Source organism: Ignavibacteriales bacterium, assembly GCA_020635255.1.
Lineage (GTDB): Bacteria > Bacteroidota > Ignavibacteria > Tepidaquicellales > Tepidaquicellaceae > JAEYVS01.
In genome coordinates this window covers 770,722-794,417 of record JACKAC010000002.1, presented here as the reverse complement: position 1 = coordinate 794,417, position 23,696 = coordinate 770,722, and the positions used below count along the sequence as shown (strand labels likewise).

At 43.4% G+C, this 23,696-nt stretch carries 20 protein-coding genes; 9 read left to right on the top strand and 11 right to left on the bottom strand.

Annotation, left to right across the window (positions count from 1 at the left end):
- Window positions 1-75: 75 nt before the first annotated feature.
- Complete coding sequence (locus H6614_11450; protein MCB9244282.1) at window positions 76-2,541, bottom strand: T9SS type A sorting domain-containing protein; 2,466 nt, start codon at window positions 2,539-2,541, stop codon at window positions 76-78.
- 88 nt (window positions 2,542-2,629) lie between these two features.
- Window positions 2,630-4,732, bottom strand: a complete 2,103-nt coding sequence (gene glgP / locus H6614_11445) for an alpha-glucan family phosphorylase (GenBank protein MCB9244281.1) — start codon at window positions 4,730-4,732, stop codon at window positions 2,630-2,632.
- A gap of 161 nt (window positions 4,733-4,893) precedes the next feature.
- On the opposite strand from glgP, the gene H6614_11440 reads away from it, so the two are divergent.
- On the top strand, window positions 4,894-6,132 hold the full coding sequence (locus H6614_11440) for an MFS transporter (protein MCB9244280.1): 1,239 nt from the start codon (window positions 4,894-4,896) through the stop codon (window positions 6,130-6,132).
- Window positions 6,129-6,452: a DUF971 domain-containing protein gene (locus tag H6614_11435; protein MCB9244279.1), complete on the top strand. Its 324-nt coding sequence runs from the start codon at window positions 6,129-6,131 to the stop codon at window positions 6,450-6,452. Before H6614_11440 ends, H6614_11435 begins: the two co-directional genes overlap by 4 nt.
- On the opposite strand, the gene H6614_11430 is transcribed toward H6614_11435, so the two are convergent.
- The 5 genes from H6614_11430 to ispD form a co-directional block, all read right to left on the bottom strand.
- Window positions 6,449-8,251 carry a hypothetical protein gene (locus H6614_11430; GenBank protein ID MCB9244278.1) on the bottom strand — a complete coding sequence of 601 codons (1,803 nt, stop codon included), beginning with the start codon at window positions 8,249-8,251 and terminating at the stop codon, window positions 6,449-6,451. The two genes, H6614_11435 and H6614_11430, sit on opposite strands and share 4 nt — an antisense overlap.
- A gap of 175 nt (window positions 8,252-8,426) precedes the next feature.
- On the bottom strand, window positions 8,427-10,082 hold the full coding sequence (locus tag H6614_11425) for an amidohydrolase family protein (protein ID MCB9244277.1): 1,656 nt from the start codon (window positions 10,080-10,082) through the stop codon (window positions 8,427-8,429).
- Window positions 10,083-10,087: 5 nt separating this feature from the next.
- Window positions 10,088-11,050, bottom strand: a complete 963-nt coding sequence (locus H6614_11420) for a N(4)-(beta-N-acetylglucosaminyl)-L-asparaginase (GenBank protein MCB9244276.1) — start codon at window positions 11,048-11,050, stop codon at window positions 10,088-10,090.
- Window positions 11,051-11,149: 99 nt separating this feature from the next.
- Complete coding sequence (locus tag H6614_11415; GenBank protein MCB9244275.1) at window positions 11,150-12,181, bottom strand: esterase; 1,032 nt, start codon at window positions 12,179-12,181, stop codon at window positions 11,150-11,152.
- 11 nt (window positions 12,182-12,192) lie between these two features.
- Window positions 12,193-12,885 carry a 2-C-methyl-D-erythritol 4-phosphate cytidylyltransferase gene (gene ispD / locus H6614_11410; protein MCB9244274.1) on the bottom strand — a complete coding sequence of 231 codons (693 nt, stop codon included), beginning with the start codon at window positions 12,883-12,885 and terminating at the stop codon, window positions 12,193-12,195.
- A gap of 192 nt (window positions 12,886-13,077) precedes the next feature.
- On the opposite strand from ispD, the gene H6614_11405 reads away from it, so the two are divergent.
- Window positions 13,078-13,410 carry a PAS domain-containing protein gene (locus tag H6614_11405; protein ID MCB9244273.1) on the top strand — a complete coding sequence of 111 codons (333 nt, stop codon included), beginning with the start codon at window positions 13,078-13,080 and terminating at the stop codon, window positions 13,408-13,410.
- A gap of 10 nt (window positions 13,411-13,420) precedes the next feature.
- Here the strand turns inward: H6614_11405 and H6614_11400 are convergent, their stop codons facing one another.
- The 3 genes from H6614_11400 to eno form a co-directional block, all read right to left on the bottom strand.
- Window positions 13,421-13,759: a hypothetical protein gene (locus tag H6614_11400; GenBank protein MCB9244272.1), complete on the bottom strand. Its 339-nt coding sequence runs from the start codon at window positions 13,757-13,759 to the stop codon at window positions 13,421-13,423.
- A gap of 139 nt (window positions 13,760-13,898) precedes the next feature.
- Window positions 13,899-14,933 (bottom strand): tRNA preQ1(34) S-adenosylmethionine ribosyltransferase-isomerase QueA, encoded by a 1,035-nt coding sequence (queA, locus tag H6614_11395; protein ID MCB9244271.1) that lies wholly within the window; start codon window positions 14,931-14,933, stop codon window positions 13,899-13,901.
- Window positions 14,934-14,953: 20 nt separating this feature from the next.
- Window positions 14,954-16,252: a phosphopyruvate hydratase gene (eno, locus tag H6614_11390; protein ID MCB9244270.1), complete on the bottom strand. Its 1,299-nt coding sequence runs from the start codon at window positions 16,250-16,252 to the stop codon at window positions 14,954-14,956.
- A 269-nt stretch (window positions 16,253-16,521) separates the two neighbouring features.
- On the opposite strand from eno, the gene H6614_11385 reads away from it, so the two are divergent.
- On the top strand, window positions 16,522-17,190 hold the full coding sequence (locus H6614_11385; GenBank protein ID MCB9244269.1) for a (d)CMP kinase: 669 nt from the start codon (window positions 16,522-16,524) through the stop codon (window positions 17,188-17,190).
- A 156-nt stretch (window positions 17,191-17,346) separates the two neighbouring features.
- Entirely contained in the window at window positions 17,347-19,389 is a 2,043-nt protein-coding gene (rpsA, locus tag H6614_11380) for a 30S ribosomal protein S1 (protein ID MCB9244268.1), read from the top strand.
- 217 nt (window positions 19,390-19,606) lie between these two features.
- Here the strand turns inward: rpsA and H6614_11375 are convergent, their stop codons facing one another.
- Entirely contained in the window at window positions 19,607-20,842 is a 1,236-nt protein-coding gene (locus H6614_11375) for a hypothetical protein (GenBank protein MCB9244267.1), read from the bottom strand.
- 108 nt (window positions 20,843-20,950) lie between these two features.
- Here H6614_11375 and H6614_11370 point away from each other — a divergent pair, with 108 nt between their 5' ends.
- The 4 genes from H6614_11370 to H6614_11355 are packed head-to-tail and all read left to right on the top strand — an operon-like array spanning window position 20,951 to window position 23,691.
- Window positions 20,951-21,658, top strand: a complete 708-nt coding sequence (locus H6614_11370) for a phosphoribosylaminoimidazolesuccinocarboxamide synthase (GenBank protein ID MCB9244266.1) — start codon at window positions 20,951-20,953, stop codon at window positions 21,656-21,658.
- Complete coding sequence (locus H6614_11365) at window positions 21,658-22,326, top strand: phosphatidylserine decarboxylase family protein (protein MCB9244265.1); 669 nt, start codon at window positions 21,658-21,660, stop codon at window positions 22,324-22,326. Before H6614_11370 ends, H6614_11365 begins: the two co-directional genes overlap by 1 nt.
- A gap of 9 nt (window positions 22,327-22,335) precedes the next feature.
- The gene (pssA, locus tag H6614_11360) at window positions 22,336-23,112 is read left to right on the top strand and encodes a CDP-diacylglycerol--serine O-phosphatidyltransferase (protein ID MCB9244264.1); all 777 of its coding nucleotides are present in this window, start codon (window positions 22,336-22,338) and stop codon (window positions 23,110-23,112) included.
- Window positions 23,113-23,691, top strand: coding sequence for a hypothetical protein (locus H6614_11355; GenBank protein ID MCB9244263.1), 579 nt, complete (start codon window positions 23,113-23,115; stop codon window positions 23,689-23,691).
- Window positions 23,692-23,696: the final 5 nt, after the last annotated feature.

The following is a 23,696-nucleotide window of genomic DNA, read 5'->3' as shown; positions in this document are numbered from 1 at the left end:
AAAAAGTTAATACTTAAGATTTTATAATATGCGCCCTCAATTAAAATTCAAACTCTCTTATCTAAATGAGTAAAATTACTTAACTAATATCATTCTGCGCACCTGAACAAAATCTCCTGTCGATATCCTGTAAAAATAGATACCGCTCGAGAAGCCGGAACCGTCAAAATTAACCTCATACCTGCCTGCATTTTGATATCTATCTACAAGCCTAGTAACCTCTTTCCCAAGCATATCATAAATAACGATACTTACGTTTCCATTCTTTGGAATGTCATATCTTATTATGGTTTCCGGGTTAAACGGATTCGGATAATTTTGATATAATTCAAACTTTTCGGGTATTTCACTTCCAATTTGTACTATTCCAACCTGATCCGACCATCTCGCAATTTCTACAATCGGGTTTGACATAGTCCAGCTAACTGTGTCATCCTGACCTGTACTATCAGAGCTTGTATAAGCGCCAATACCAAGTCCGCTCCATCCTCTAAAGTAGAACGTGTCGTTTCCATTTATCACTGTTGTAGATGTCACTCCAAACTGAAATGTGCCCGCCGAATCATAATAAGCATTGCCACCGAATGTATTTCCCTGGGTAGTATTAACTAACAACTTGTACTGCGCTTTATATGATGCTGTCAGATCCAGGTTTTGCGATATATTGAGTATCTGAGTTGTATCTCCACTATTCGACCAGTTTGTAAATACGTATTTGGTCGATCCCGATTCTACAAAAGGCGGCGCTGAGATCGTTACATTAGACCCATTGGCAAATACGAAGTCATGTTGTGTATTGTAAGGTGTTCCGTTTACCGTATATGAGATCGCAGTTCCTCTGTTCGTTTGTATACCTATTACCGATGAATTCACAAGAAGGCTTACCGTCCTCTTATGAACCGGTGTTCCGTTCGTCGTCCCTTTTCCGTAAATCTTAACATTGTATAATCCCGGCGTGACTGTCCCAACTGTAGAAATATCCAATTTTACCGAATCCGGGAATGCTGTTATTGAATCTTTACCGTTCTGGAATGAGAAGTTAATAGAACCCGAAGCCGGTAACGTATCGATAACTGCATTAAACTTTACTCCGCCGGTGAATGGTCCTTTTTTGCCGGGACCTTTTACGGTAACTGTTTGTGTCTGATTATTGCCGATATTGATCAAATCCTTGTCTGTTGTCATTGCAAAATCCGGATAATAACCTACGTAGCTTCCGAGTGAATTATTCCTGCCGTCCATCCACACCGCATACGACGTATGACCGATAGCACTAATACCAAAATAATCACCGATATAATTTGCCTGACCTCCACCCTGTCCAACTGCCATATTGTTCGGGTTAAACTCTGCGTTTGAGATCGCTTCATTTGTAGTAAATGTCAGTCCACCGTCGGTAGAAACCGTTCCGTAAACTTTAGTCATTAAATTATTGGTTGGATCCTCCCTTGAGTCAAACCAGCTTATAAATATCTTACCGGTTTTACTATCGACGTCTATTGCTTCCATCCATTGGTCTGTTGTCGTTGCATCATCGTTCACCCTAACCGGGGTTGACCATGAAACACCACCATTCGTCGACCTTACAAAGTTTACATCAGCTATATCAGCTCCGGGTGGATTCACTTCGAAAACCATGTATATATTTCCCCTCGATGAAGTATAGCTATTATCAACTGCCATACGGGGGAATTGATTTGTTCTAATACAATTCTTTACAGTTTGTCTTCCTGCGCATACATTACCTGCCGGATTAAAAAAGCCTGTAGCATTTGTTGGACCGCTAAATGTTGACCCTCCGTCAGTTGAGACCCTGACGTAATTTGAGCTTCCTCCGGTGTACGCAAAGTATACCGCACCGCCCGGACCAACACATACATAAGCACCCTGCGACCCGTCTGCAAAGGTTATCGATGATGACCACGTCGCGCCACTATTCGTGCTTTTTACAAACCTCATTCCCGATTGGGTTCCAAACTGTCTCCATCCTACGTAAAGGTTATTGGAATACGGACCCGCGCTTCTATCTGCTGTAATCCATTCCTTATCGGTTAATCCAACTGTTGTGCCTACTACCTGGCTCACTCCTGACCAGCTTGCACCTTTATTGGTGGATTTCGTTACGACAAGACCGTATGTCGATCCATTCTGGAATATCTGTATATAGTGACATACACCCAGACTGTCAAATGCCAGCACGGGATCACCTACCACACTGAATCCGGGGAACGATACTGTAACCCTTTGCCAGTTTTCACCGTCAAGCGTATAGTGTACTCCGTTCGTATTAAATGCGCAAATGCTGTTTAACGGGTCATTGGGATTGGTGACAATATGAGGCTCACCAAAATCCACACCCAGATAGAAATTATCAAAACCATTGATCGTTACAGGATCGTCAAAAGGATTGGTAAATGGTACATAATCCATTGGCGGAGGAACCACCGACTTTAAATTATCGTCGCTGGATAACTGCGAGTATGCCGTGTTTAAGCCCAGACACAATAGTGCGCCTAGAAACAGTAGTATTCCTGATCTCATAAAATGTTTTTTCTGCTTGGACTAAATAGTTACTAAAATACTAACAAGTGTTAGTTTAACCTATTGAAATCTAAATTTAAAGCCCATTCTATACCCCATTATTCTCATATATCACCTTCATATACAGCTCTTCCGTGTATTCCCTTACCATTCTATTCGTATTGTAAACTCCCGCAAGGTACTTTATCGAATTTTTTATCTTGTTCACCCATTTTTCAGGGATATTATTGGTATTTCGGTCGTAAAATAACGGAATTATCTCGCCTTCCAGCGTATCAAATAAAGAATTTAACTCTATCTCGTCTCTCTCAGCATCCGGCAACTGTGAGTAATTATCGGCTGAATCAATCATCCATCCGCAATCGGGGCGATACGCCTCGTTCCACCATCCATCTAGTATGCTGAAATTCAAGCCACCGTTAGGAATTACCTTCATTCCGCTCGTACCGGAGGCTTCCATTGGACGTCGCGGGTTATTAAGCCAAACATCGCATCCCCTAACAAGGTGTTTAGCGACGTCGAGGTTATAATTTTCCAAAAACACCACTTTATTCTTTAAAACCTCGTCTTTTGAATTAACAACGATCTGCTCAATTAAATTCTTGCCCTCTTCATCCTTTGGGTGAGCCTTACCGGAAAAAACGAATTGGATCGGCATCTTGCTATTGCCGACTATCCTTCTCAGTCGATCGATGTCTTTAAATATAAGATTACCTCTCTTATAGGTGGCGAATCTCCTCGCGAATCCCAGGGTAAGGGCTTCCGGGTCCAATATCCCGGAATAATCATCCTCAGCTTTGAATCCTTTCATGATACCGTCCAGCTTCAGCTTGGTTCTTATATATTTGATAAGATCCTTCCGGCTGTTTTCCCGGGTACTCCATATGAGCTCATTCGGGACGATCTCTATGCTGTTCCATACTTCTTCATTATTATGCCAGTCCTTTCCAAAAAGCTCCTCGAACAGCCCGTAAAAGTTCTTCGAAAGAAATGTCAACGTATGGATACCGTTTGTGATGTTTGTAATCTGGTTCCTATCCGGGGGCAGGTCCCACATTTTGCGTGACACCTCACCGTGAAGTTTACTTACACCATTTACGCGGCTGGAGTTATTTATAGCCAGGTGAGCCATGTTAAATTCGTGCCCGTTTGCTTTGCCGGGAAGCGCGCCTTCTTCCATAAATGTATCTACACTTATTCCCAGACTATATTCTACATACTTCTTAAAATATTTATCAATCAGGTCCCTGCTGAAAATATCGAATCCCGCCGGCACAGGCGTGTGCGTCGTAAATATATTCGATTTAAAGCACTCGGCTTTAGCCGCGGCGAAGTCCACCTTTCTGGATTCCATGTAGTTCTTTATCCGCTCCACACATAAAAACGCTGAGTGCCCTTCATTCAAATGGAATGCTTTTATATCATACCCCAGTCTCTTGAGTATCCTAACTCCCCCGATGCCGAGCACAATTTCCTGTTCGATCCGCTTTTCATTATCACCACCATAGAGTATGTCGGTAATGTGCTTATCCGATTTTTCATTAAGCTCATGGTTCGTGTCAAGCAGGTACAGCTTTGTCCTCCCGACATTCACGACCCATGTCTTCACATACACCGATCTGCCCGGAAAGCCCAGCTCTATTATTATAGGATTATTAAAATCATCCCTCAGCTGGTACATAGGCAGATTTTCAAAAATATTGTCCTCGAATATCTCGACCTGCCTTCCCTCCTCGTCAAGTAACTGAGCAAAATATCCATTCGCGTAAGCCAGTCCCACCCCGACGAGAGGTATTCCAAGGTCAGATGATGATTTCATATGATCACCCGATAAGACTCCGAGACCGCCCGAATAAAATTTCAAGCATTCCGTTATCCCGTACTCAGCAGAAAAATAAGCTATGATAGGGTCATGTGATTTAAAATACTTCTTGCTAAAGTACGTCTCATCCACCATGTACTGGTGATACTTCTCATAAAGTTCATCTATCTTATTCTCGAGACTCTTCTTGTAAATAATGTTCAGCAGAAGGTCCGTATTAAACTCATTTAAGAATTTTACCGGGTTGTGAGTGCTCCATTCCCATTTATCATGGTCTATTTCATCGAATAATGTATAGAAATCATTGTTCCATGACCAGTATAAATTATACGAAAGCTCGGTAAGTTTTAAAATTAATGTCTTTTCCATTGTCTAACTAATAGAGAGGTAATTTCTGTAGTTTTGTTTAAAAATAAACGAATTTTGAAAATAGGATTTGTAAATGAATTATACCACGTATTAATTTTTACTATCTTATGGAATATCATGTTTTAGACATACTTACCACGGCGATGCCGGAAATATCATAGATGGAGATTTGGCGTAAGAACTTATACACGATGTGGATTGCCCAGTTCATTGCGATGATAGGAATGAGCATGGTGATCCCTTTCCTTCCATTTTATGTCCGCGAACTGGGTGTGACCAATCTCGAAAGTGTAGAGAAATGGAGCGGGTTAGCATTTTCCGGTCCCTTCATCATGGCATTCATTATGACCCCAATTTGGGGAGCGCTTGGCGACCGCGTTGGAAAAAAATCCATGGTAGTAAGAGCAATATTCGGGCTCGCACTATCACAGATATTGATAGGACTTTCCGCGAATGTTGTACAACTTATTATATTCAGACTGATACAGGGCGCTGTGAGCGGTTTTATTGCTTCCTCATTAGGCTTGATCTCTGCAGGTACCCCCCGCGAAAGGTCCGGTTACGCCATTGGAATAATTCAGACGTCTATTTCAGCCGGTACTATTATAGGTCCTGTCGTAGGCGGACTATTGTCCGATATGTTTCATTACAGCACGGTATTTTTCATTACTTCAATATTTTGTATAGCAAGCGGAATACTAATTATAATAAATGTAAAAGAACCGCCTGCGTCACCTCTGCAAAAACCCTTCAGCGTTTTTGACAATTACAAATACACCTTTAAGAATAAACGTGTGCTTCTGGCTATGCTCTGTGTAACCGTGGTGCAAACAGCGGTCTTTATGGCTCAGCCCATCTTTGCGTTGTATGTAGAATCTTTCGACATGGAAACTGCGTACGTCGCTACCATTGCAGGTACACTGTTCGGTATCACCGGGGCTTTTACCGTCATTTCATCTCCATGGTGGGGTAACAGAAACGACATTAAAGGTTTCCGGAAGAATCTCCTCGTCGCAATATTCGGCGCTGCGATCGCACTTATGCTCCACCCTTTTATATATAATATTATTTTCCTTTACCCGGTAAGGGCGTTCCTGGGATTCTGTATCGGAGGTATCGTTCCTGTCTTTTATTCATACATTAGTAAACACATCGCAGAAGAAAGGAAGGGCGGTATTATGGGAATTGCATCCAGCTTTACACTATTTGGAAACTTCATCGGTCCCCTACTATGTATCCTCTTTACACGGTATTTTCCAAACAGGTACGTATTCCTTTTTTCGGGACTACTATTGACCGTAAACGTGTTCGTAGTATATAAATATCTTCGTGAAATGAAACCCGGTCCGGACACACCCGAAGGGGTAACTCCGGAGTTAGAACAGGAATATATAGCATGAACCATCCCGTAAAATTAAAACGAACCGAAAACGAATCTCTAATGATAACGTGGGATACGGGGGAAACATTTGACGTTCCGCTCAAACTTCTGAGGGATGAATGTCCCTGCGTAAGTTGTAAGGGTGAAAGTGTAATATTTAACAACTACATACCAATAAAAAGCCCGTACAAACCGACGGGCTTTTATAAGATCGATAAAATTGAACCTGTTGGTAATTATGCCGTACAGATCATCTGGAAGGACGGACATAAAACAGGCATATATTCGTGGGATTCGCTAATGGACATCTGCGAAGCGTCCCGCGAGCAAAACTCTTAAAACGTAATCGTTACATTATACACTTTGTTATCCCTGGCTCCGACAAATGACAGAGTATTGCTCACTTTGTCATAGTTGAGATATGCCATACTGGAATATACCTTTTCGAGATTTTTACCGTCGACTATCAGTTCCATGTAATTCTTGTTGTTTACCACATCATTTGTTCCGCCAATATAAAAAAGCTTGTTATTCGACGTGTAGAACATATTGTCGATATAATTAAAATCTTTCAAACCGCTCCTCGACAATATCTTAGGATCCTGTTTTCCTTTATTGGTGATAACATACGCCGACGGATCTATATAATCCTGACCATCTTCATAATAATCGAAACTGCTCACTGCAAAAGCATAATTTCCCTGACCATCAAACGATATAGTAGTAAAATTGTCACCGACACCTTCATACAGTATCGTCTCATACTTCCCAATTAAAATATTATCTATATATACATAATACTGAGGCTTTACCCTCTGCTCATAATTCCCTTCTTTCATTGCAGTATAATATGTCTTGCCGTCTCTAGTAAATCCATAATCGAGTATCGAACTGTATTCACTGTTCTTTAACTGCTTTGTCTTTCCGCCTTTTTGATATAACAGCGCCATCGTATAATAATCCTTACCGGGGTTATATGAAGCTAGACCGTCACCGGCTCCGTTAAACTTCCACTGCCCAAGCCCGCCATAAAATTTTCCGGCAACATTATTTACTACGTATGCAGTTTTTGAGTAATATGCTTCTTTACCTTCCGGCTGAGTTTCGAGTTGTGACCCGTAGTAAGTAATGTTATCCTTACTATCTATAGCCAGGTCATACAGTCCTCCTGAAAATCCAGGTATTGTCTCATTTTTATCTTTATCCAGGTATATTTTCTGTCTCTCATCACCCACTACGACAAACGTGCTGTATTCAGTTTCGCTGAGCATGTCTACTCCTGTATAGACAGGAACATTCTTTGAGGTAAATAATATCTGCGAGTAAACATTATCGAAGGACTTGTACCTCTTACTTCCCTGTACCACGAACTCATTTCCCGGCACGTAATAAAATTGACCGCCTATCTTTGCCACGTATGTCAGCTCTCCGTTCTTATCGTATGTAAAGCTCGACTGATCCATATCCGTGAAATCGGTCTTTATAACTTTATCGCCGAATACCATAGAAGCGTTAATCCCATCAGACACTATATAACCGGGATTGCCCTCCTTATCCTTGAATATATTATCGAAATCATACTCTTCGTCGTGGCTTGCGGTGTTCATATTACTTCCGTATATCAGCTTTACAAATGTGTATCCTTCGGATTCGGTTACACTGCCTGACAAAGTATAAGTTACTATCTTGGTTAGTGCCGCTGCGCCTGTGTCTGTTTTGACAGTGAACTTATATTCGTCGTTCGTTGTCATTAACGCATTATAGGGTTCCGCATAATCGAAGCTCGCGACGCTGTCACCATTTACTATCAGAGTAAAGCTGTAGAAATAATTCACCGGATCGATCAAGGTGGAAGTAAGTACGTAATAGTTTCCTCTTGAATCGAACTTTATATCATAGCTCGATATATATTCATATTGCGCCGATTCCTTTCCGTTGTACAATACTGAGTACTTATTTGAAATTGCATCATACATTATATAAGCATAGCCTCCCGTCTTGTTATAAACCAGGCTCCATGAATCTGCTGTTGCTCCATCCGGTAAACTTACAACTTCCTCCTCATTTACCGACTGTGAATATGCGCCGTAATTAGTTAATAATACAATAATTAAAAAAAATACAAATCTTGCTTTCATTGGGTGAGTATTAATGTTTAAAAGTGTTACAAATATACGAAAGGTGAATACTATATTCAGGGAATTTTATTCGTGATTGTTACTGAAAATCGCATCAGGAAGGTATCACAACTAAACTGCTAATAAACAAAAAAACGGCTATCGCCGTCTCAGTCTATAATCTATTTATCCAAAACTACTCACTATCCGAAAAACCAAACTTGATCCTCTTCATTTCTTTACCATCCGAATCGTTCACATTATAATTTTCCTTTTCCGGCTTTTCCATAACCCTGTCCTCCGTAAACTCATCATAACCATTCTCTTCTTTCACCTTCTCCGAGAATACCGACAGCCCTCTTCTGAACGACGTTATCTCCGTAAGATAAACATTTTTTCTTCGCTGCTGTTCGAAAAGCGGTCTCTCCTTTGTGTAATCCTCCGACTTCTTCACACCTACTATCCTGAACCCATCATCGACAGCCGACGTTTCCTCGACAGGCATTTCGGACATGTCCGCGCTCTGCTCCGTCTTTTTGCCTTTGCCAAGCTTGAGTTCATCGACCCTCTTCTTCATCAGGTAGCGTTCTTTGAACTCGAAATAGTTACCCACTCTGAAGATCTCTTCGGATAAGCCGGCAATTTTCTCATTCAGCTCGTCTGATGTATCAGCTGATACGGTCTCCCCGTTTATCATCACTTCACATATATCTTTCGTAGTGAGATTCTCTATAATAAATTCCGACAGCTTTTCGGCATCGGTTTCGGGACTACTGATGTAATTTCGTATGTCTCCAAGTGAGAACATCACCAGGTCAGCCGGTCTGTTAGATGTGATGCTTCCCCCGGCAAAAAGCGGGTTGGCAATGCCCATCTTTAATATATTCGAATACTTTATCTTTGGCGTGTAAAACATTTCCGAAAATGTTTTGATCTCGGAAAGTATACTATTGCCCAGGTAGCCTGTTCCTAAGAACACGTTCACTCCGTCATCCATAAGCGCGTTTACGTCCATTCTTCCCTTAGCCAGCCTTATGTAATCTGTTGTGTTAAATATCACTCCGGCTTTCTTTTCATTCAATAGATCCCTGTCACTCTCCGTCAGATAGACCGGATTTGTGAAGAACACCTTCTCGCTGAGTATTCCGTAATCATCGAATATTTTTACGGCCGATTTACCAAAGGAACCCTTTATCTCTTCCACTGCTTTTTCGGAATTCATTACGTCACAGCATACCATGGTATTATCTTCATCGAGGTATTTTTTTAGCGCGTTGAGGGAATATGTATTCATATTATCCTCGCGCCCGAATCTGATAAAGTGAGGGATCTTCTTGGATGCCATGTAGTCATTCATCGCAGAATCCGGTGCGCATAGGATCAGCGCCGGGTTTATGTGTTCATTCTGCTCGAGAACACTTTTGTAAAACTCATGTGAAAGGCATTCGGATACCTCGATGAGCGAGACTTCCCCGTCCAATAATGCCCTGGCGAAGTTGTATCTGAGCAAAAGGTATAATTCCTCCACGTTCTTTTCGTTTTTAAAATAATTACAAAGCAGGTCTAAGCTTATGTTGTTTGCGAGGCTGTCATAAATATTCCTTTTAAAGAATATCTTGCTTAGCCGTGATGAGGAGTTTAGATTTGAATTTACGAAGCCGGGCAGGATGATTTTGCCCGTTGCGTCCGTTACTTCCGCATCGGGGTAATTTTCTGCTATATAATCGGGTGTCAGTTTCCCCGTCTGGTCGATCTCCGCGATCTTACCGTCCTTTATTACAATATTATATACCCCGGCGTTGTTATCCTTGTCTAATGTTAGTACCAGTCCGTTTGTGATGATCCTGGTCATCTTTTTTAGAGGTCTGTTATTTCGAATTGTTCGTTTAACAGGAACTGGGAATCGTACAGCCCGTTTTTGTCATCCTTATAGAGTGCGTATTGGAAACCCTCTCTCACGCTGTATGCACCGTACTCGCCGTCCTTATTTATCGCGATAAATCCCACCTGGTAAATGTGGTCCCTGTTCTTCGATGAAAGTAAATTCAATCTGTAAACCCTCTCGCATGCTATCCTGCATGCTTCCATCGGACTCTTTCCTTCACGCATCATCTCCACGATCAAAAAACTCCCGCACGCCCTCATACACTCCTCGCCGCGCCCCGTCGCCGCAGCTCCGCCCACATCACCGTCCACGTAAAGCCCTGCTCCTATTATCGGCGAGTCGCCCACGCGTCCGTGCATCTTCCACGCCATACCGCTGGTCGTACATGACGCCGAAATCTGTCCTTCGCTGTCTATCGCAACCATCCCTATCGTATCATGATGCCCATCCTCATTTATATTCTGATGTTTCGGGTCGGGTATTAGTTTAAAATCGTCTGTGTGAACTTCTTCCGCCTTGTTTCGCTTTTCGGATTTCCATTCGTGGTATTTCCTTATGGAATTCTCCGTCATCAGGTTCTCCGGTATAAATCCGTTCGCGAGTGCGAACTCGTACGCCCCGTCCCCGGCTAACATTGTGTGTTCGGTATTTTCCAGGACGAGACGCGCGAGCGTGATGGGATTTTTTATGTTCTCCACGAAGAGCACCGATCCTATCCGCGCTTTCCAGTCCATAATTGCCGCATCCAGCGTAACTATTCCCTTATTGTCCGGCAGTCCGCCGTATCCAACACTCAATACGCCCGGGTCATCCTCAGCAACCCTCACTCCCTGTTCGACGGCATCCAGAGAGTTTCCACCCTCTTTTAATACCTTGTATGCCGCCTCGTTAGAAGCTACTCCGTGTTTCCACGTCGATATAACAAACGGTTCCACTAAAATGTAATTTTTATATTAAAAAATTATAACCACAAGAATACTACAATATAAATGACTTCTTAATTTACTTTTTGTACAAGCAAAAATACACGCAAATTACTTCTCCAAATACTCGCTTATTATCTCGAAGCTCCTGTCGTTCCTGTACTGCACGCTGAAGTGTCCGCCCTCGAATTCCTCGTGAACATACGAAATCCCCAGCTTGCCCAGCCTGTCGCAAAGTATCCTCGCCCCTATGTTCAGGTTAAACTCGTCGCTCTTTCCAGCATCCAGGTATATCAGTTTGAGTTTACGTAAGTTATCCGATAGCGGTTCAGCCATATTTACCGGATCGTGTTCTTTCCACTTAGCGAATACATCCCACTTCATCTCGCCCGTCACCGTATCGAATGGCAGGTCGAAATTATACCCCTTTGTTTCGAAACCGTCCGGGTTCGGCGAGTACGAGCTTGCCATCCCGACAGTATTTATTAATGTATGAAATGACTTCGGCTTGGGCTGTCTATAGTTTATCTCGTCACGAATGAAGTTCGCAACGCCCTCATCTCCCTTTCCGTATTTCTTTTCTATCGCGGGGATAAAGTGAGGGAACTCCGGCATATAGCAAAATTCAAAGTACATGTCACCTGCCGTGGAACACATCATCGAAAAAACATCCGGATTCCTGAACGCAAGCACCGTCGCGCCGTAGCCTCCGCTCGATTTCCCTATCACTGCCCGGCTCTTCGCGTCCGCCGTTGTCCTGTACTTATTGTCAATGTAGGGAACAAGTTCCTTTATGATGTAATCTTCGTAATCACCAGTCGCGGTGGAGTTAATATACTGGCTGCCGCCGTATTTCGTAATGCAGTCCGGCATTACCACGATCATTTCTTTCATCATCTCTTCGCTTATCAGGCGGTCCAACCTCTGCTCTATGTTCTCGCTCATATAAGAATGGTTCATCAGCATCAGCCCGTACCCCGTGAACCCTATCAGCATAAAGACCACCGGGTAACGCGTATCGCCCTCCTCGTATGAAGGAGGCAGGTACACAGGGAACGTCCTCTCCGAAGGGTCGCCGAGCGGGTTGCCTTTTAATATTTCGCTGTCGAATTTCTCGTAAATTATTGTTCCTTTTTTACTCATAACACTTTTAATTACTTTAATAATTTATTATAGTCGATGACCTTCAGGTCTTCCTTTGTTGTTATCTTAATGTTCGTGCGCTCGCCCTCGATAATTCTCACTTTGTAGTTCGCGTGCTCGATGAGCGACGCTTCGTCCGTCCCGTTGAACTTATCCCTGTTGGCTATGTTATATGCCTTCATCAGCAGACCGTATTTGAATGCCTGCGGTGTCTGCACACGCCATGTGTTATCCCTCGACATTGTCCCTATTATATAATCATTCTTGCTTACCCTTTTCAACGTGTCATTTATCTTCAATCCGGGAATGACAGCGTTGTGGTGTTTCATCTCGCGCATTATCTCGGATATCTTCCTCCGCGTGATGAAGGGGCGCACGGCATCGTGGACAAGTATCACGTCGTTCTTGTGGCAGTCCATCGCTTTCAATACATTGAAAACGGACTGCTGGCGTGTCTTCCCGCCCGGTACTACATTCTTTACTTTGGTAAATTTATTCTGATCAATGATCTTCCTTACGCGTTTGATGAAGCTCCCGTGAGCCGCGATGACAATCTCGCTCACCTGCTTCAAGGATTGGAATTTAGCGATGGTGTAAGCGATCACTTCCTTATTTTGAGCGCCCAGACGTATGAACTGCTTCGGGGTCTTTCCCCCGAACCTGCTACCCATACCGGATGCCGGAATGATCACTTTATATTGCATTAAAAATCCTTGATTTATTGTAAATATAAGGATAATAAAGAAAAAATTAACCACTAAGCCACAAGGGACACTAAGATGCACAAAGAAAAATGAATAGACTTTAGTCAGTCAAATTACGAAAGTGTGAGAATTTTTTTTGATTCTGTATTATAATAGTCTTATCTTAATACATCAAATTTAAAACTCACAATCATGACAGCATCAGAATTTCAGATCTTCAACTCAATGCCGTTTTTATTTTGGGTAAAAGATAAAGACGGTACCTATCTCTGGGGTAACAAAGTAATAAATGATCTTGCAGGCGAAAACGTAGTCGGCAAAAAGGACGACGAGCTTGTCTGGAAATTAAGCGCCGAAGGCTTGAGAAAAGATGACGAAATTGTCTGGGATACCGGCAATCCCATTTTCAAACACGAATATGTCGATCATTCCGGCGACGGTAAAGCAACGCTGAATGTATGCAAGTTCATAGGCGAATATGACGGCGTGAGGTGTGTGTTCGGGATATCGTTTGTAATTCCATGAGGAAGGAAGTTTACTTCAGCTTTTCTTCACGGGATCTTTCGACGAGGTCGGCGTAGAAGATGTCCCATATCATTATCTCGGTAGTCCCTATCTCGTTCATCGGGCTGCCCTTCGAGAGCTCCTGCGCTTCCTCTATGTTATCTGCATTTAGTAGCGTTAGTCCGCCCGCGTGATTTTCGAAACCTCCGCCGCCACACCCGGCAAGCTTCCCTTTCGAGTAAAGCTCTTTCAGCCACTCCATCAGCTGCGGGATGCGTGAGTCGAATTCTTCCTGTTTGAATGTCTCGTCGGGTTCGTTAGCGCGCCATATCAGTGCGTAAATCTCTCTGAGTTGGTTTTGTTCAGGCATGATAAGTGATTCTAATCTTTAAGGTAAGGACGTTCCCAAATCGGTCAACAACTCGACTCGTAGAGAATTTGGGAACGAGATTGCCGCGTCGCTCCGCTCCTCGCAATGACAAATAGAGGAGTCGGGGCTGTATACTTGATCAATGAATGAACATTGCGTCGCCGTAGTCGTAGAAGCGGTACTTGTCCTTGATCGCTTTCTTATAAGCCTTCATTACAAAATCCCTGTCCCCGAACGCGCATACAAGCATAAGCTGTGTGCTCTGCGGGAGCTGGAAGTTAGTGATAAGCCCGTCCACTACTCTCACCTGCTGAGGCGGGTGTATGAACTTGTCCGTCCAGCCCTTTCCGGCGCGGACGCTCTTACCGGTGATCACGCTTGATTCGAGAGCTTTCACAACCGACGTGCCGACGGCGTATATCTTTTTCTTTCTGCCAATCGCATTGTTAATGGCTTCGGCAGTCTCTTTCGGTATCTCGTAATATTCCGAGTCCATGCGGTGTTTGGAGAGGTCCTCGACCTCGACCCATCTGTACGTTCCCAGTCCAATGTGAAGAGTAAGAGTAACAATGTGGACTTTCTTCTTCTTAATGCGGTTGAGCATTTCCTTTGTGAAGTGGAATCCTGCCGACGGAGGCGCAACCGAACCCACGTTCTTTGCATACACCGTCTGGAATGTCTTCTTATCTTTCTCTGTCGCTTCGCGTTTTATGTACGGAGGAAGAGGCATCTTGCCGAGCTTCTCTATATACTTGCGGAAGTCACCTTTATAATTGAAGCGGACTATCCTGCCTCGTGAAGTAGTATTATCTATCACCTCGCAATACAGCGTCTTATTAAAGAATATCCTGTTACCGATACGCACCTTACGCGCCGGGTCCACGACCACGTCCCAGATGTTCTCGTCTTCGGAGAGCTGGCGCAGGAGGAACACTTCGATCTTAGCGCGTGTTTTTTCCTTAGTACCAAATAATCTCGCCGGGAAGATCTTGGAATCGTTCAGCACCAGCACGTCGCCTTCTTTGAAGTAGCTGACTATGCTCTTAAACTTCGCTTCGTCGATTGTCTGTTTGTCCCTGTCGAGTATCATCATCCTCGCTGCGTCGCGCGGTGACTTCGGCATTTTCGAAATAAGGTTCTTTGGTACTGGGTACTTAAACTGTGAAAGTTTCATTTATATGATTTGATGACTGGTTATTGTTTAATGCTGTAGAATGCCTTTTTGCCGGGATAAACGGCATCGGCGCCGAGCTTTTCCTCTATTCTTAACAGCTGGTTGAATTTTGCTATTCTGTCGGTCCTGCTGAGCGAACCGGTCTTTATCTGTCCGGCGTTAGTCGCGACGGCAATGTCGGCGATAGTCGTATCTTCCGTCTCCCCGCTCCTGTGGCTGATCACGCATGTATAGCGATTTCGCTTTGCGTATTCGATAGCGTTTAGAGTTTCGGTCAGCGTGCCTATCTGGTTCACTTTAATTAGAATAGAATTGGCAACGCCCTTGCTTACACCTTCGGCAAGGATCTTCGAATTCGTTACGAAGAGGTCATCACCCACGAGCTGAACTTTTTCGCCGAGCGCGGTAGTAATGCTTTTCCAGCCGTCCCAGTCATTCTCATCCATTCCGTCTTCGATGCTTATTATCGGGTAGTTGTTCACCATTTCCTCGTACATCTTAATCATCTCGTCTGCGGTCTTAGCCGGGATGCCGGATTTGTAAAACTCGTATTTACCGCCGGAATCTTTCGTAACCATCTCGCTGGATGCCACATCGAGCGCAATGAAAACGTTCTCGCCGGGCTTGTAGCCGGCTTTCGTGATGGCTTCGAGGATGACTTCTACCGCTTCCTGATTCGATTTAAGGTTCGGAGCGAACCCGCCTTCGTCGCCGACAGCAGTGTTGTAGCCCTTTCCGTGGAGAACGTCCTTTAGATTATGGAAAACTTCCGCACCACAGCGTAACGCTTCGCGGAATGAATCGAATCCCGCCGGCACTATCATAAATTCCTGGAAGTCGACGTTATTGTCGGCGTGCTTTCCGCCGTTGATGATGTTCATCATCGGTACGGGGAGCGTCCTCGCGTTGGTTCCGCCGATGTAACGGTACAATGACTGTCCCGTGTCCTGCGCGGACGCGTGTGCTACCGCGAGCGAAACACCGAGTATGGCATTCGCGCCGAGCTTTGATTTGGATTCCGTTCCGTCCATCTCGATCATGAGGTTATCTATTCCGACCTGGTCGAGTGAATCCATGCCGATGACTTTTTCGGCGATGGTGGTATTTACATTATTGATTGCGTTAAGGACTCCTTTTCCGAGGTAGCGTGATTTATCGCCGTCGCGTAGCTCTACCGCTTCTCGTTCACCGGTGGATGCACCGGATGGAACTGCAGCGCGTCCAAACGCTCCTGTTTCCAGCAATACATCTACTTCTAAAGTGGGGTTTCCCCGGGAGTCAAGTATCTCTCGTGAATGAATCTGGGTAATTTCGGGCATGTAGTTAGGATTGGACTAAATTTTTGAAAAATGGAATGTTTAATATAATATATTAAGTGAGGGAAATCAATTCAGAAAATACTACCCAAACCACACACATATCTTCTAATGAAATGATTTAACATGTACTTGAATTGCCCCAAAAGAGTCCGAGCGACAGCGAACTTACTTTTTTTTAACTTGTAAATAGTATTTAAATTTAAGATATTTAAGGCTTTCGGCAAAAAAGAGGCGAAAAAGACATAACTATTTACTAGCATAAGATCTAAATGAGGAATTTTGTAGTAGCTATTGATGGACCCTCGGGAACCGGCAAAAGTACTTCAGCAAGAATACTGGCAGATAAGTTAAAAGCTCTTTACATAGATAGTGGTGCGATGTACAGGGCGGTCACGTACCTGGTAGTAAAAAATAATTTCGACCCCAAGAATAACATAAAAGAGATCATAAATCTCAGCAGGGGCGCGGATATAAAGCTGGATCCGGAGGAAGTTCTATTAAATGATCAGAACGTAACCAAAGAGATACGTTCACTCGATGTAACAAACAAGGTCAGCGCGGTAAGCAAGATCAAAGAAGTTCGCGAGATACTGGTCGAGAAACAAAGGGATTACGCAAAGGATAACAGCGTTGTGATGGACGGAAGAGACATCGGAACGGTTGTTTTTCCGAACGCGGACATAAAATTCTTTCTCGTCTGCGATCTGAAAACGCGCGCTGCAAGACGTCAGCAGGATTTCAGGGACATGGGTATGAGGATCCCGCTCGAGAAGATAGTGCTCGAGCTTAAAAAGAGGGACAGCATCGATACCAATAGAAAAGAAAGTCCTTTGAAAAAGGCTAAAGACGCCATCGAGATAGACACAACCAATATGATAATCGAAGAGCAGGTCGACTGCATGTATAAGCAGATAATCTGCAAACTGGATAAATACTAAAGTTTAGATCCTGAATCAATACCGGATCAAGTCCGGCACAAGGTTCAGGATGACAAGTTTTTTATAAAAAGCCGGCGGAAGCCGGGATTAAACAAATAAACCCTTTTTACCCGGAGGGATAACCTTAAAATTGAGGACGGGACAGGAGGTGCAATTTTGACAGAAGAAGATATTATCGAAAAGAAAACAGACGACCAACCGAAGGACACACCATTACGAGACGAAATCAAAACAACTAAATTTAAAACTACAGATTACGACGACGCAGAGTACCAGGAAATGCTGGAGCTCTACGAAAAGACCTTTAACCAGATAAAGGAGAACGAACTGGTAAAGGGCAGGATCGTTGCCATCAATGGCGATGACGTGCTTATCGACATCGGCTCCAAATCGGACGGACGGGTTTCTGTGAACGAATTTTCCGACCAGAGTGAGCTGGAGATCGGACGCGAGATAGAGATATTCCTCGAAAAGATCGAAGACAAAGAAGGACAGCTGATCCTATCCAAGAAGAAAGCCGACTCTATTAAGATGTGGGACAGGATAGTAAGCATCCACGAGAACAGCGAGATCATAAAAGGAAAATGCGTAAGGAGAATCAAGGGCGGATTTATTGTCGACCTTAACGGTCTGACAGCATTCCTGCCGGGTTCACAGATCGACACAAAGCCAATCAGGGATTATGATGATTACGTTGGAAAGGTGCTCGAATTTAAGATCATCAAGATAAACAACCAGATCGAGAATATAATAGTATCGCATAAGGTTCTCATCGAAGAAGCGATGGCAGGTCAGAGAGAGAAGCTCCTCGATACAATCGAGAAGGGCATGACTCTCAAAGCTACCGTAAAAGCAATTACGGACTTTGGCGTATTCGTAGACCTTGGAGGACTCGACGGTCTTATCCACATAACCGACCTCTCATGGGGCAGGATAAACCACCCGAGCGATATAGTAAATCTCGACCAGGACATAGAGGTTTATGTACTGGAATTCGACAGGGAAAAAGAAAGAGTATATCTCGGGCTTAAACAGCTTCAAAAACATCCGTGGGAAAACATCGCAACCAAGTATAAGATCAGCGACAAGGTTTCCGGAAAGGTTGTTTCGCTCACAGACTACGGCGCATTCATAGAAATAGAAAAAGGTATCGAAGGTCTGATACACATCAGCGAAATGTCATGGACACAGCACATCACCAACCCAAGCCAGATGGTAACAATGGGGCAAATGGTCGATGCGCAGATACTGAACATAGACATCGAGAACAGGAAACTTTCTCTCGGTATGAAGCAATTGACTCCTAATCCGTGGCAGAGCCTGCTGGAGAAATTCCCGGTCGGCACAAAGCACAAGGGCAGAGTCTGCAACATCACCGACTTCGGCGTATTCGTCGAGCTGGAGGAAGGCGTGGACGGACTGGTTCACATTTCCGACCTCTCATGGACAAAGAAGATACTCGACGTGAACGAATTCGTAAAGATGGGTGAAGAGCTCGAAGTCGTTATTCTCGGTGTGGATGTTGCTAACCAGAGAATATCGCTCGGCAGGAAGCAATTAGAAGACAACCCATGGGATAAGATGGAAGATAAGTACAAGATAGGAACTGAAACGGAAGTAAAAGTTGTAAAGCCTATAGAAAAAGGTATCATCGTGGAGCTTCCCGATGTAATAGACTCATTCATCCCGGCTTCACAGCTCTCGACAGGTCCTGTGAGAAACTTCGGCGAGCTTTACAAACCCGGAGACAAGCTGAACGCGGAAGTGATCGAGTTCGACAAGAACAATAAGAAGATAGTTCTCTCGGTCATCGAATACCTGAAAGACAAGGAACAGTCCGATATCGACGCATATATAGATAGATTCAAACTGCCTAAGAAGTTCTCCGTACAGGACGTACAGGAAAAGACAAGGAGCTTCGAAGAAGAGCAGGTTGATTTTAGAATAGAAGACATAATCGGCGAGGACGTACCGGAAGTAAATCATCCTCCGAAAGAAGAAGTAAAGCCTGAAGCTAAACCTAAAGCAAAGGAAGAACCAAAGAAGGAAGAGCCTAAAGCCGAGGTTAAGGACGAAGCACCTATAGAGGAAAAAGCCGAGGAAAAGACTGAAGTAAAAGCTGAGGAGAAAACTGAAGAAAAGGCAGAGGAGAAGACTGAGGAACCTGTCGAAGAGAACAAGAGCGAAGAGCAAAAGTAAACATTAATAACGTACTGACGAACAAAAACCCCGCGATGAGTGGGGTTTTTTGTTTTGGAGGAAAATTTTAAGTTTTGTATTGATTCAGATAAGTTATTCTTTGGGAACCCACCCCCCACCTACGGCGTACCCCTCCGTCGGAGGGGAGAACAAAAGAAGCGGGGTTTTTTGCTTGGTAAATTTTCCAGTAACAACAGGGGCACGAAACACGAGGATTTTACATACCCGGAGGCAAGGAATCTTCCCAATCCTCTTCAAAAAAATGCTCCCACATATAATGCAGTCCATCCATAGGCTGGCGATCTTCTTCCCAAATATTTTTATCAAGTAAATACTTTTTACTTACCTCTTTCCCATTCTCATCCCAAAATTCCCAATCATCCGTTGTATAGAAAGTTGTAATATCCGCACCACCTTCACAATTAGTTTCTATATTAGTCTTACCAAATCCATATTCACCTTCCGCCATTTTTTTCCCATTAGGATACCAGTAAGTCCATTCACCCTCTTTTAAGAGATAAGCCTCATCTACTGGTACAGTACTACAAAATGTATATGTCTTATATATAAAATTACCTTTTGACTTCTTCTGACCATTTTCATACCATGATTCCCATATACCAAACCGCATTCCATTATATATTGGTCCTTTTTCTTTCAACTGGCCATTGTTATAATAGACCGTGTATATTGAATCTTTTAACTTAGAGTAGTAACCGCTCCCTCTTTCATATAAAAACCGACTTTCAAATTGTCCGTTTGGGTAATACTTTATAGCATTTCCTTCGCGCTTTCCATTAACATAATTCTCTTCAAGTTTTAGCTGTCCGTTCTCATAATACTTTTTCCATTTTCCAGTTTCATATCCCAAGTCATCATAATACCCTTCATTCTTTATTTTGCCATTAGCAAAATACCACCTCCATGCTCCAACATATATATTAAACACATATCCGTTTTCCGCCACACGAATTCCTTTTTTACCCTTATACTTATAAGAACCATCACTATACCACGATTCCCATTCACCAGTTTCCTCACCCTCGGTATAAAAACCTTCTTCTTTAACCACTCCATTGGGATACCAGTATTTCCACTTACCTGTTTTTTTTCCATTCGAATAGGCTCCTTCTTCCGCAACGAATCTGTTTTCATATATTTCGACATAATTCCCATTCAAAGTATCGTTTTGTAAATTAAATATCCTCCCCGGGATGTAATCTCCTTCATTGTAAAATTGGATCCATTTACCATTAGGAAGGCTTTCATTGTCTGAATATCCATAATCTGACTTTATATCACCTATGCTTAATCGATCGAACTTCGACCGTGGAACCTTATAATAAAACTCGCCCTCATATTGAACCGAATCGACTGATCTTTTTTGGCAATAAGCAAATAAATTGGATAATAATAAAGTGGGAATCAATATTAGCAGGATCCTGGTAGTCATGTAAGAAGTTAACTAAATTTTTAGAGTAATTACAGTATTTTATATTCAATAGAATATACTGCGCAAATTCGCTAAATTATTAGAAAGTTAACCTATAAGGTTTAAAAAATGAATAAAGAACTAATTTACGAGGGAAAAGCCAAGAAGCTTTACACTATCGAGGGTAAAGAGGGTGTTTTACTGCAGGAATTCAAGGATGACGCGACGGCATTCAACGCTCAGAAAACGGGACAGATAAAGGATAAGGGTGTTCTGAATAATAAAATCACCACTATTATATATGAATATCTCGGCAGTGGCGGTATCCCGACGCACTTCATAGAAAAGATATCGGATAACGAGATGTACGTGAAAAGGGTGGACATAATAAAAGTAGAGGTCGTGTGCAGGAACTATGCGGCGGGAAGCCTGGTAAAAAGATACGGAATGGAGGAGGGCAAAAAGCTCAGCTCCCCCATCATTGAGTATTATTTTAAAGATGACGCGCTCGGCGATCCGCTATTTACACCCGCTCACATCAGGGAGATGGGGCTCGCGGACGACAGCGACCTGGAAAAGATAAACGAGCTGACATACAAAATAAACGAGCTTTTGAGCAGGTTTTTCGATGAGAGAGGAATTTTATTGGTGGATTTTAAATTGGAATTTGGAAAGGATGCTGACGGGAATATAATCCTCGCCGACGAAATATCGCCGGATACGTGCCGTCTGTGGGACAAAGATACACACAAAAAGCTCGATAAGGACAGGTTCCGTTTCGACCTGGGCGGAGTCGAGGACGCGTATTGGGAAATTTATAACAGGATAAGTAAGTAATGCGGTTTACACCATACGGAAAAGGTACAATACGTTTCTTTCTCATAGTGACGGTGCTGATAGACCTGGGCGCGTTCCTGGTGCCAATACTCTGGCTAAAGATCGCACTGCTCGTATTATCGGTTTTATTGATTGCGTTCGTTCTATATTTTTTCCGCGACCCGGTACGCAAACTGCCGGACAATATCACGGAAGATACGCTTATCTCGCCGGCTGACGGCAAGGTGGTACGTATTATGGACATCGAAAATAAGGATGAGAACCCGTTCCCGCCGGGCGAGAAGCTGAAGATGATCAGTATTTTTCTCTCCCCGCTCGACGTGCATGTGAATACAATACCGGTCTCCGGCATGGTAAACTTCGTAAAGTACATCCCGGGCAAATACCTCGTGGCATTCGACCATAAATCGTCTGAGAATAATGAGCGGAGCGAGATCGGGATTAAAACGCCTACAGGGAAGCAGGTCGTATTTAAGCAGATAGCGGGATTTGTCGCGCGCAGGATAATTTACCGCCTTCACGGCGGTGACCAGGTAACAAAGGGCGAGAAGTTCGGCATGATAAAATTCGGCTCGCGCGTTGACATACTATTCAGACCGGAGGCGAAGATCTTCGTGAGTGAGGGTGACAGGGTGACAGCCGGTAAGACAATTATTTGTGAATTATAAAACGATTAAATGGGTAAAGTAAAGCAGACAATAAGTATAATACCAAGTTTATTTACACTGGGCAACGCGTTCTTTGGGTTTCTTGCAATTGCAAATGCCATCGACGGGAATATAGATGCGGCATGCTACTATATATTCTTTGGGATGGCGTGCGACGCGCTGGACGGTCTGATAGCAAGATTGTTTAAAACGACGAGCAGGTTCGGTATAGAGGTGGATTCACTGGCAGACGTAGTAACCTTTGGCATGGCACCAAGCGTGATAGTTTACCAGGTTTTTTTTGACAAACTGGGACTGCTTGGAATATTCTTCGCTTCGCTACCGATGATATTCGCGATCATACGACTGGCAAAATTCAACGTCACGACGAAAGAGGATGAGGAAAAGAAGATGTTCAGCGGGATCCCAACACCGGTTTCTGCAGGCACGCTGGTCACATACGTATTATTTTATCACAACAAGATCTTTACTACACAGTTAAGCACGATCGTGATGTTCACGCTGGTAATAGCGCTCCCCTTGCTGATGGTAAGTACATTTAAGTACGACACATTCCCGCAATTTAACAGGCGCGCTATAAAAGCCAACCCGGCAAAGTTCATAATTTTCTTCCTGGCAGTATTTTTGATAATAATCACCAAGGGTGAGGCTTCGTTCTCTGTGTTTCTGTTTATAATAAGCACGGGAATATTCCGGAAGTTCGTGAGCATTTTTACAAAGAAAGAGGACGGTGATGAGGAAGTAGAGCTGGAGGAAGACACACTGGAAACAGAAAAGGAAAAATAGATGCCCGCTGCTCCTCAAATAAAGAAATCCCTCCCAAAAAGAATATTAACAAATATATTGTGGATATTACCGCTTATTGGAATAATAGGCGGAGCAATATATTTTTATAATTATTTTACACTCCAGATACCCGCCAACCAGGTAGTCACGATGGACGGGCGGAACGACGGTCTGCAGATATCGGTAAGGTATGATTATTATGTTAACTCTAAAGTAATCGATTTTAGTCTGCAGGACATAAAGGACAACAGCCACGAGGACATTATACGGGCGTTTTTTCAGTACGCGTGGATATTAAAAGGGAACGGCCAGACTTTCGAGAAAGTGTATCTATGCAGGCAGGGTGAGAGGAAGTTTATGATACAGGGAAGTTTCTTCTCATACCTGGGGGAGGAGTATAATAAAGAGGAGCCGATGCTTCTCGTGTTCAATTTCCCCGAAAACCTCTACTACCCGGACGGGCAGAGGGTATACCCGGATTACCCGACAGAGGAAAAAGCCAAGGGTGACCAGTTAATACTAGCCACCCGTCAGCTAAAGGACTTTAATGAATTTATGAAAAGATGGATGTACGAATAGTCCGT

Bases quoted from the DNA above. Each gene is read 5' to 3' on its own strand.
- H6614_11450 (MCB9244282.1), bottom strand. From the start codon at position 2,541: ATGAGATCAGGAATACTACTGTTTCTAGGCGCACTATTGTGTCTGGGC.
- glgP (MCB9244281.1), bottom strand. From the start codon at position 4,732: ATGGAAAAGACATTAATTTTAAAACTTACCGAGCTTTCGTATAATTTA.
- H6614_11440 (MCB9244280.1), top strand. From the start codon at position 4,894: ATGGAGATTTGGCGTAAGAACTTATACACGATGTGGATTGCCCAGTTC.
- H6614_11435 (MCB9244279.1), top strand. From the start codon at position 6,129: ATGAACCATCCCGTAAAATTAAAACGAACCGAAAACGAATCTCTAATG.
- H6614_11430 (MCB9244278.1), bottom strand. From the start codon at position 8,251: ATGAAAGCAAGATTTGTATTTTTTTTAATTATTGTATTATTAACTAAT.
- H6614_11425 (MCB9244277.1), bottom strand. From the start codon at position 10,082: ATGACCAGGATCATCACAAACGGACTGGTACTAACATTAGACAAGGAT.
- H6614_11415 (MCB9244275.1), bottom strand. From the start codon at position 12,181: ATGAGTAAAAAAGGAACAATAATTTACGAGAAATTCGACAGCGAAATA.
- ispD (MCB9244274.1), bottom strand. From the start codon at position 12,885: ATGCAATATAAAGTGATCATTCCGGCATCCGGTATGGGTAGCAGGTTC.
- H6614_11405 (MCB9244273.1), top strand. From the start codon at position 13,078: ATGACAGCATCAGAATTTCAGATCTTCAACTCAATGCCGTTTTTATTT.
- H6614_11400 (MCB9244272.1), bottom strand. From the start codon at position 13,759: ATGCCTGAACAAAACCAACTCAGAGAGATTTACGCACTGATATGGCGC.
- queA (MCB9244271.1), bottom strand. From the start codon at position 14,933: ATGAAACTTTCACAGTTTAAGTACCCAGTACCAAAGAACCTTATTTCG.
- eno (MCB9244270.1), bottom strand. From the start codon at position 16,252: ATGCCCGAAATTACCCAGATTCATTCACGAGAGATACTTGACTCCCGG.
- H6614_11385 (MCB9244269.1), top strand. From the start codon at position 16,522: ATGAGGAATTTTGTAGTAGCTATTGATGGACCCTCGGGAACCGGCAAA.
- H6614_11375 (MCB9244267.1), bottom strand. From the start codon at position 20,842: ATGACTACCAGGATCCTGCTAATATTGATTCCCACTTTATTATTATCC.
- H6614_11370 (MCB9244266.1), top strand. From the start codon at position 20,951: ATGAATAAAGAACTAATTTACGAGGGAAAAGCCAAGAAGCTTTACACT.
- H6614_11365 (MCB9244265.1), top strand. From the start codon at position 21,658: ATGCGGTTTACACCATACGGAAAAGGTACAATACGTTTCTTTCTCATA.
- pssA (MCB9244264.1), top strand. From the start codon at position 22,336: ATGGGTAAAGTAAAGCAGACAATAAGTATAATACCAAGTTTATTTACA.
- H6614_11355 (MCB9244263.1), top strand. From the start codon at position 23,113: ATGCCCGCTGCTCCTCAAATAAAGAAATCCCTCCCAAAAAGAATATTA.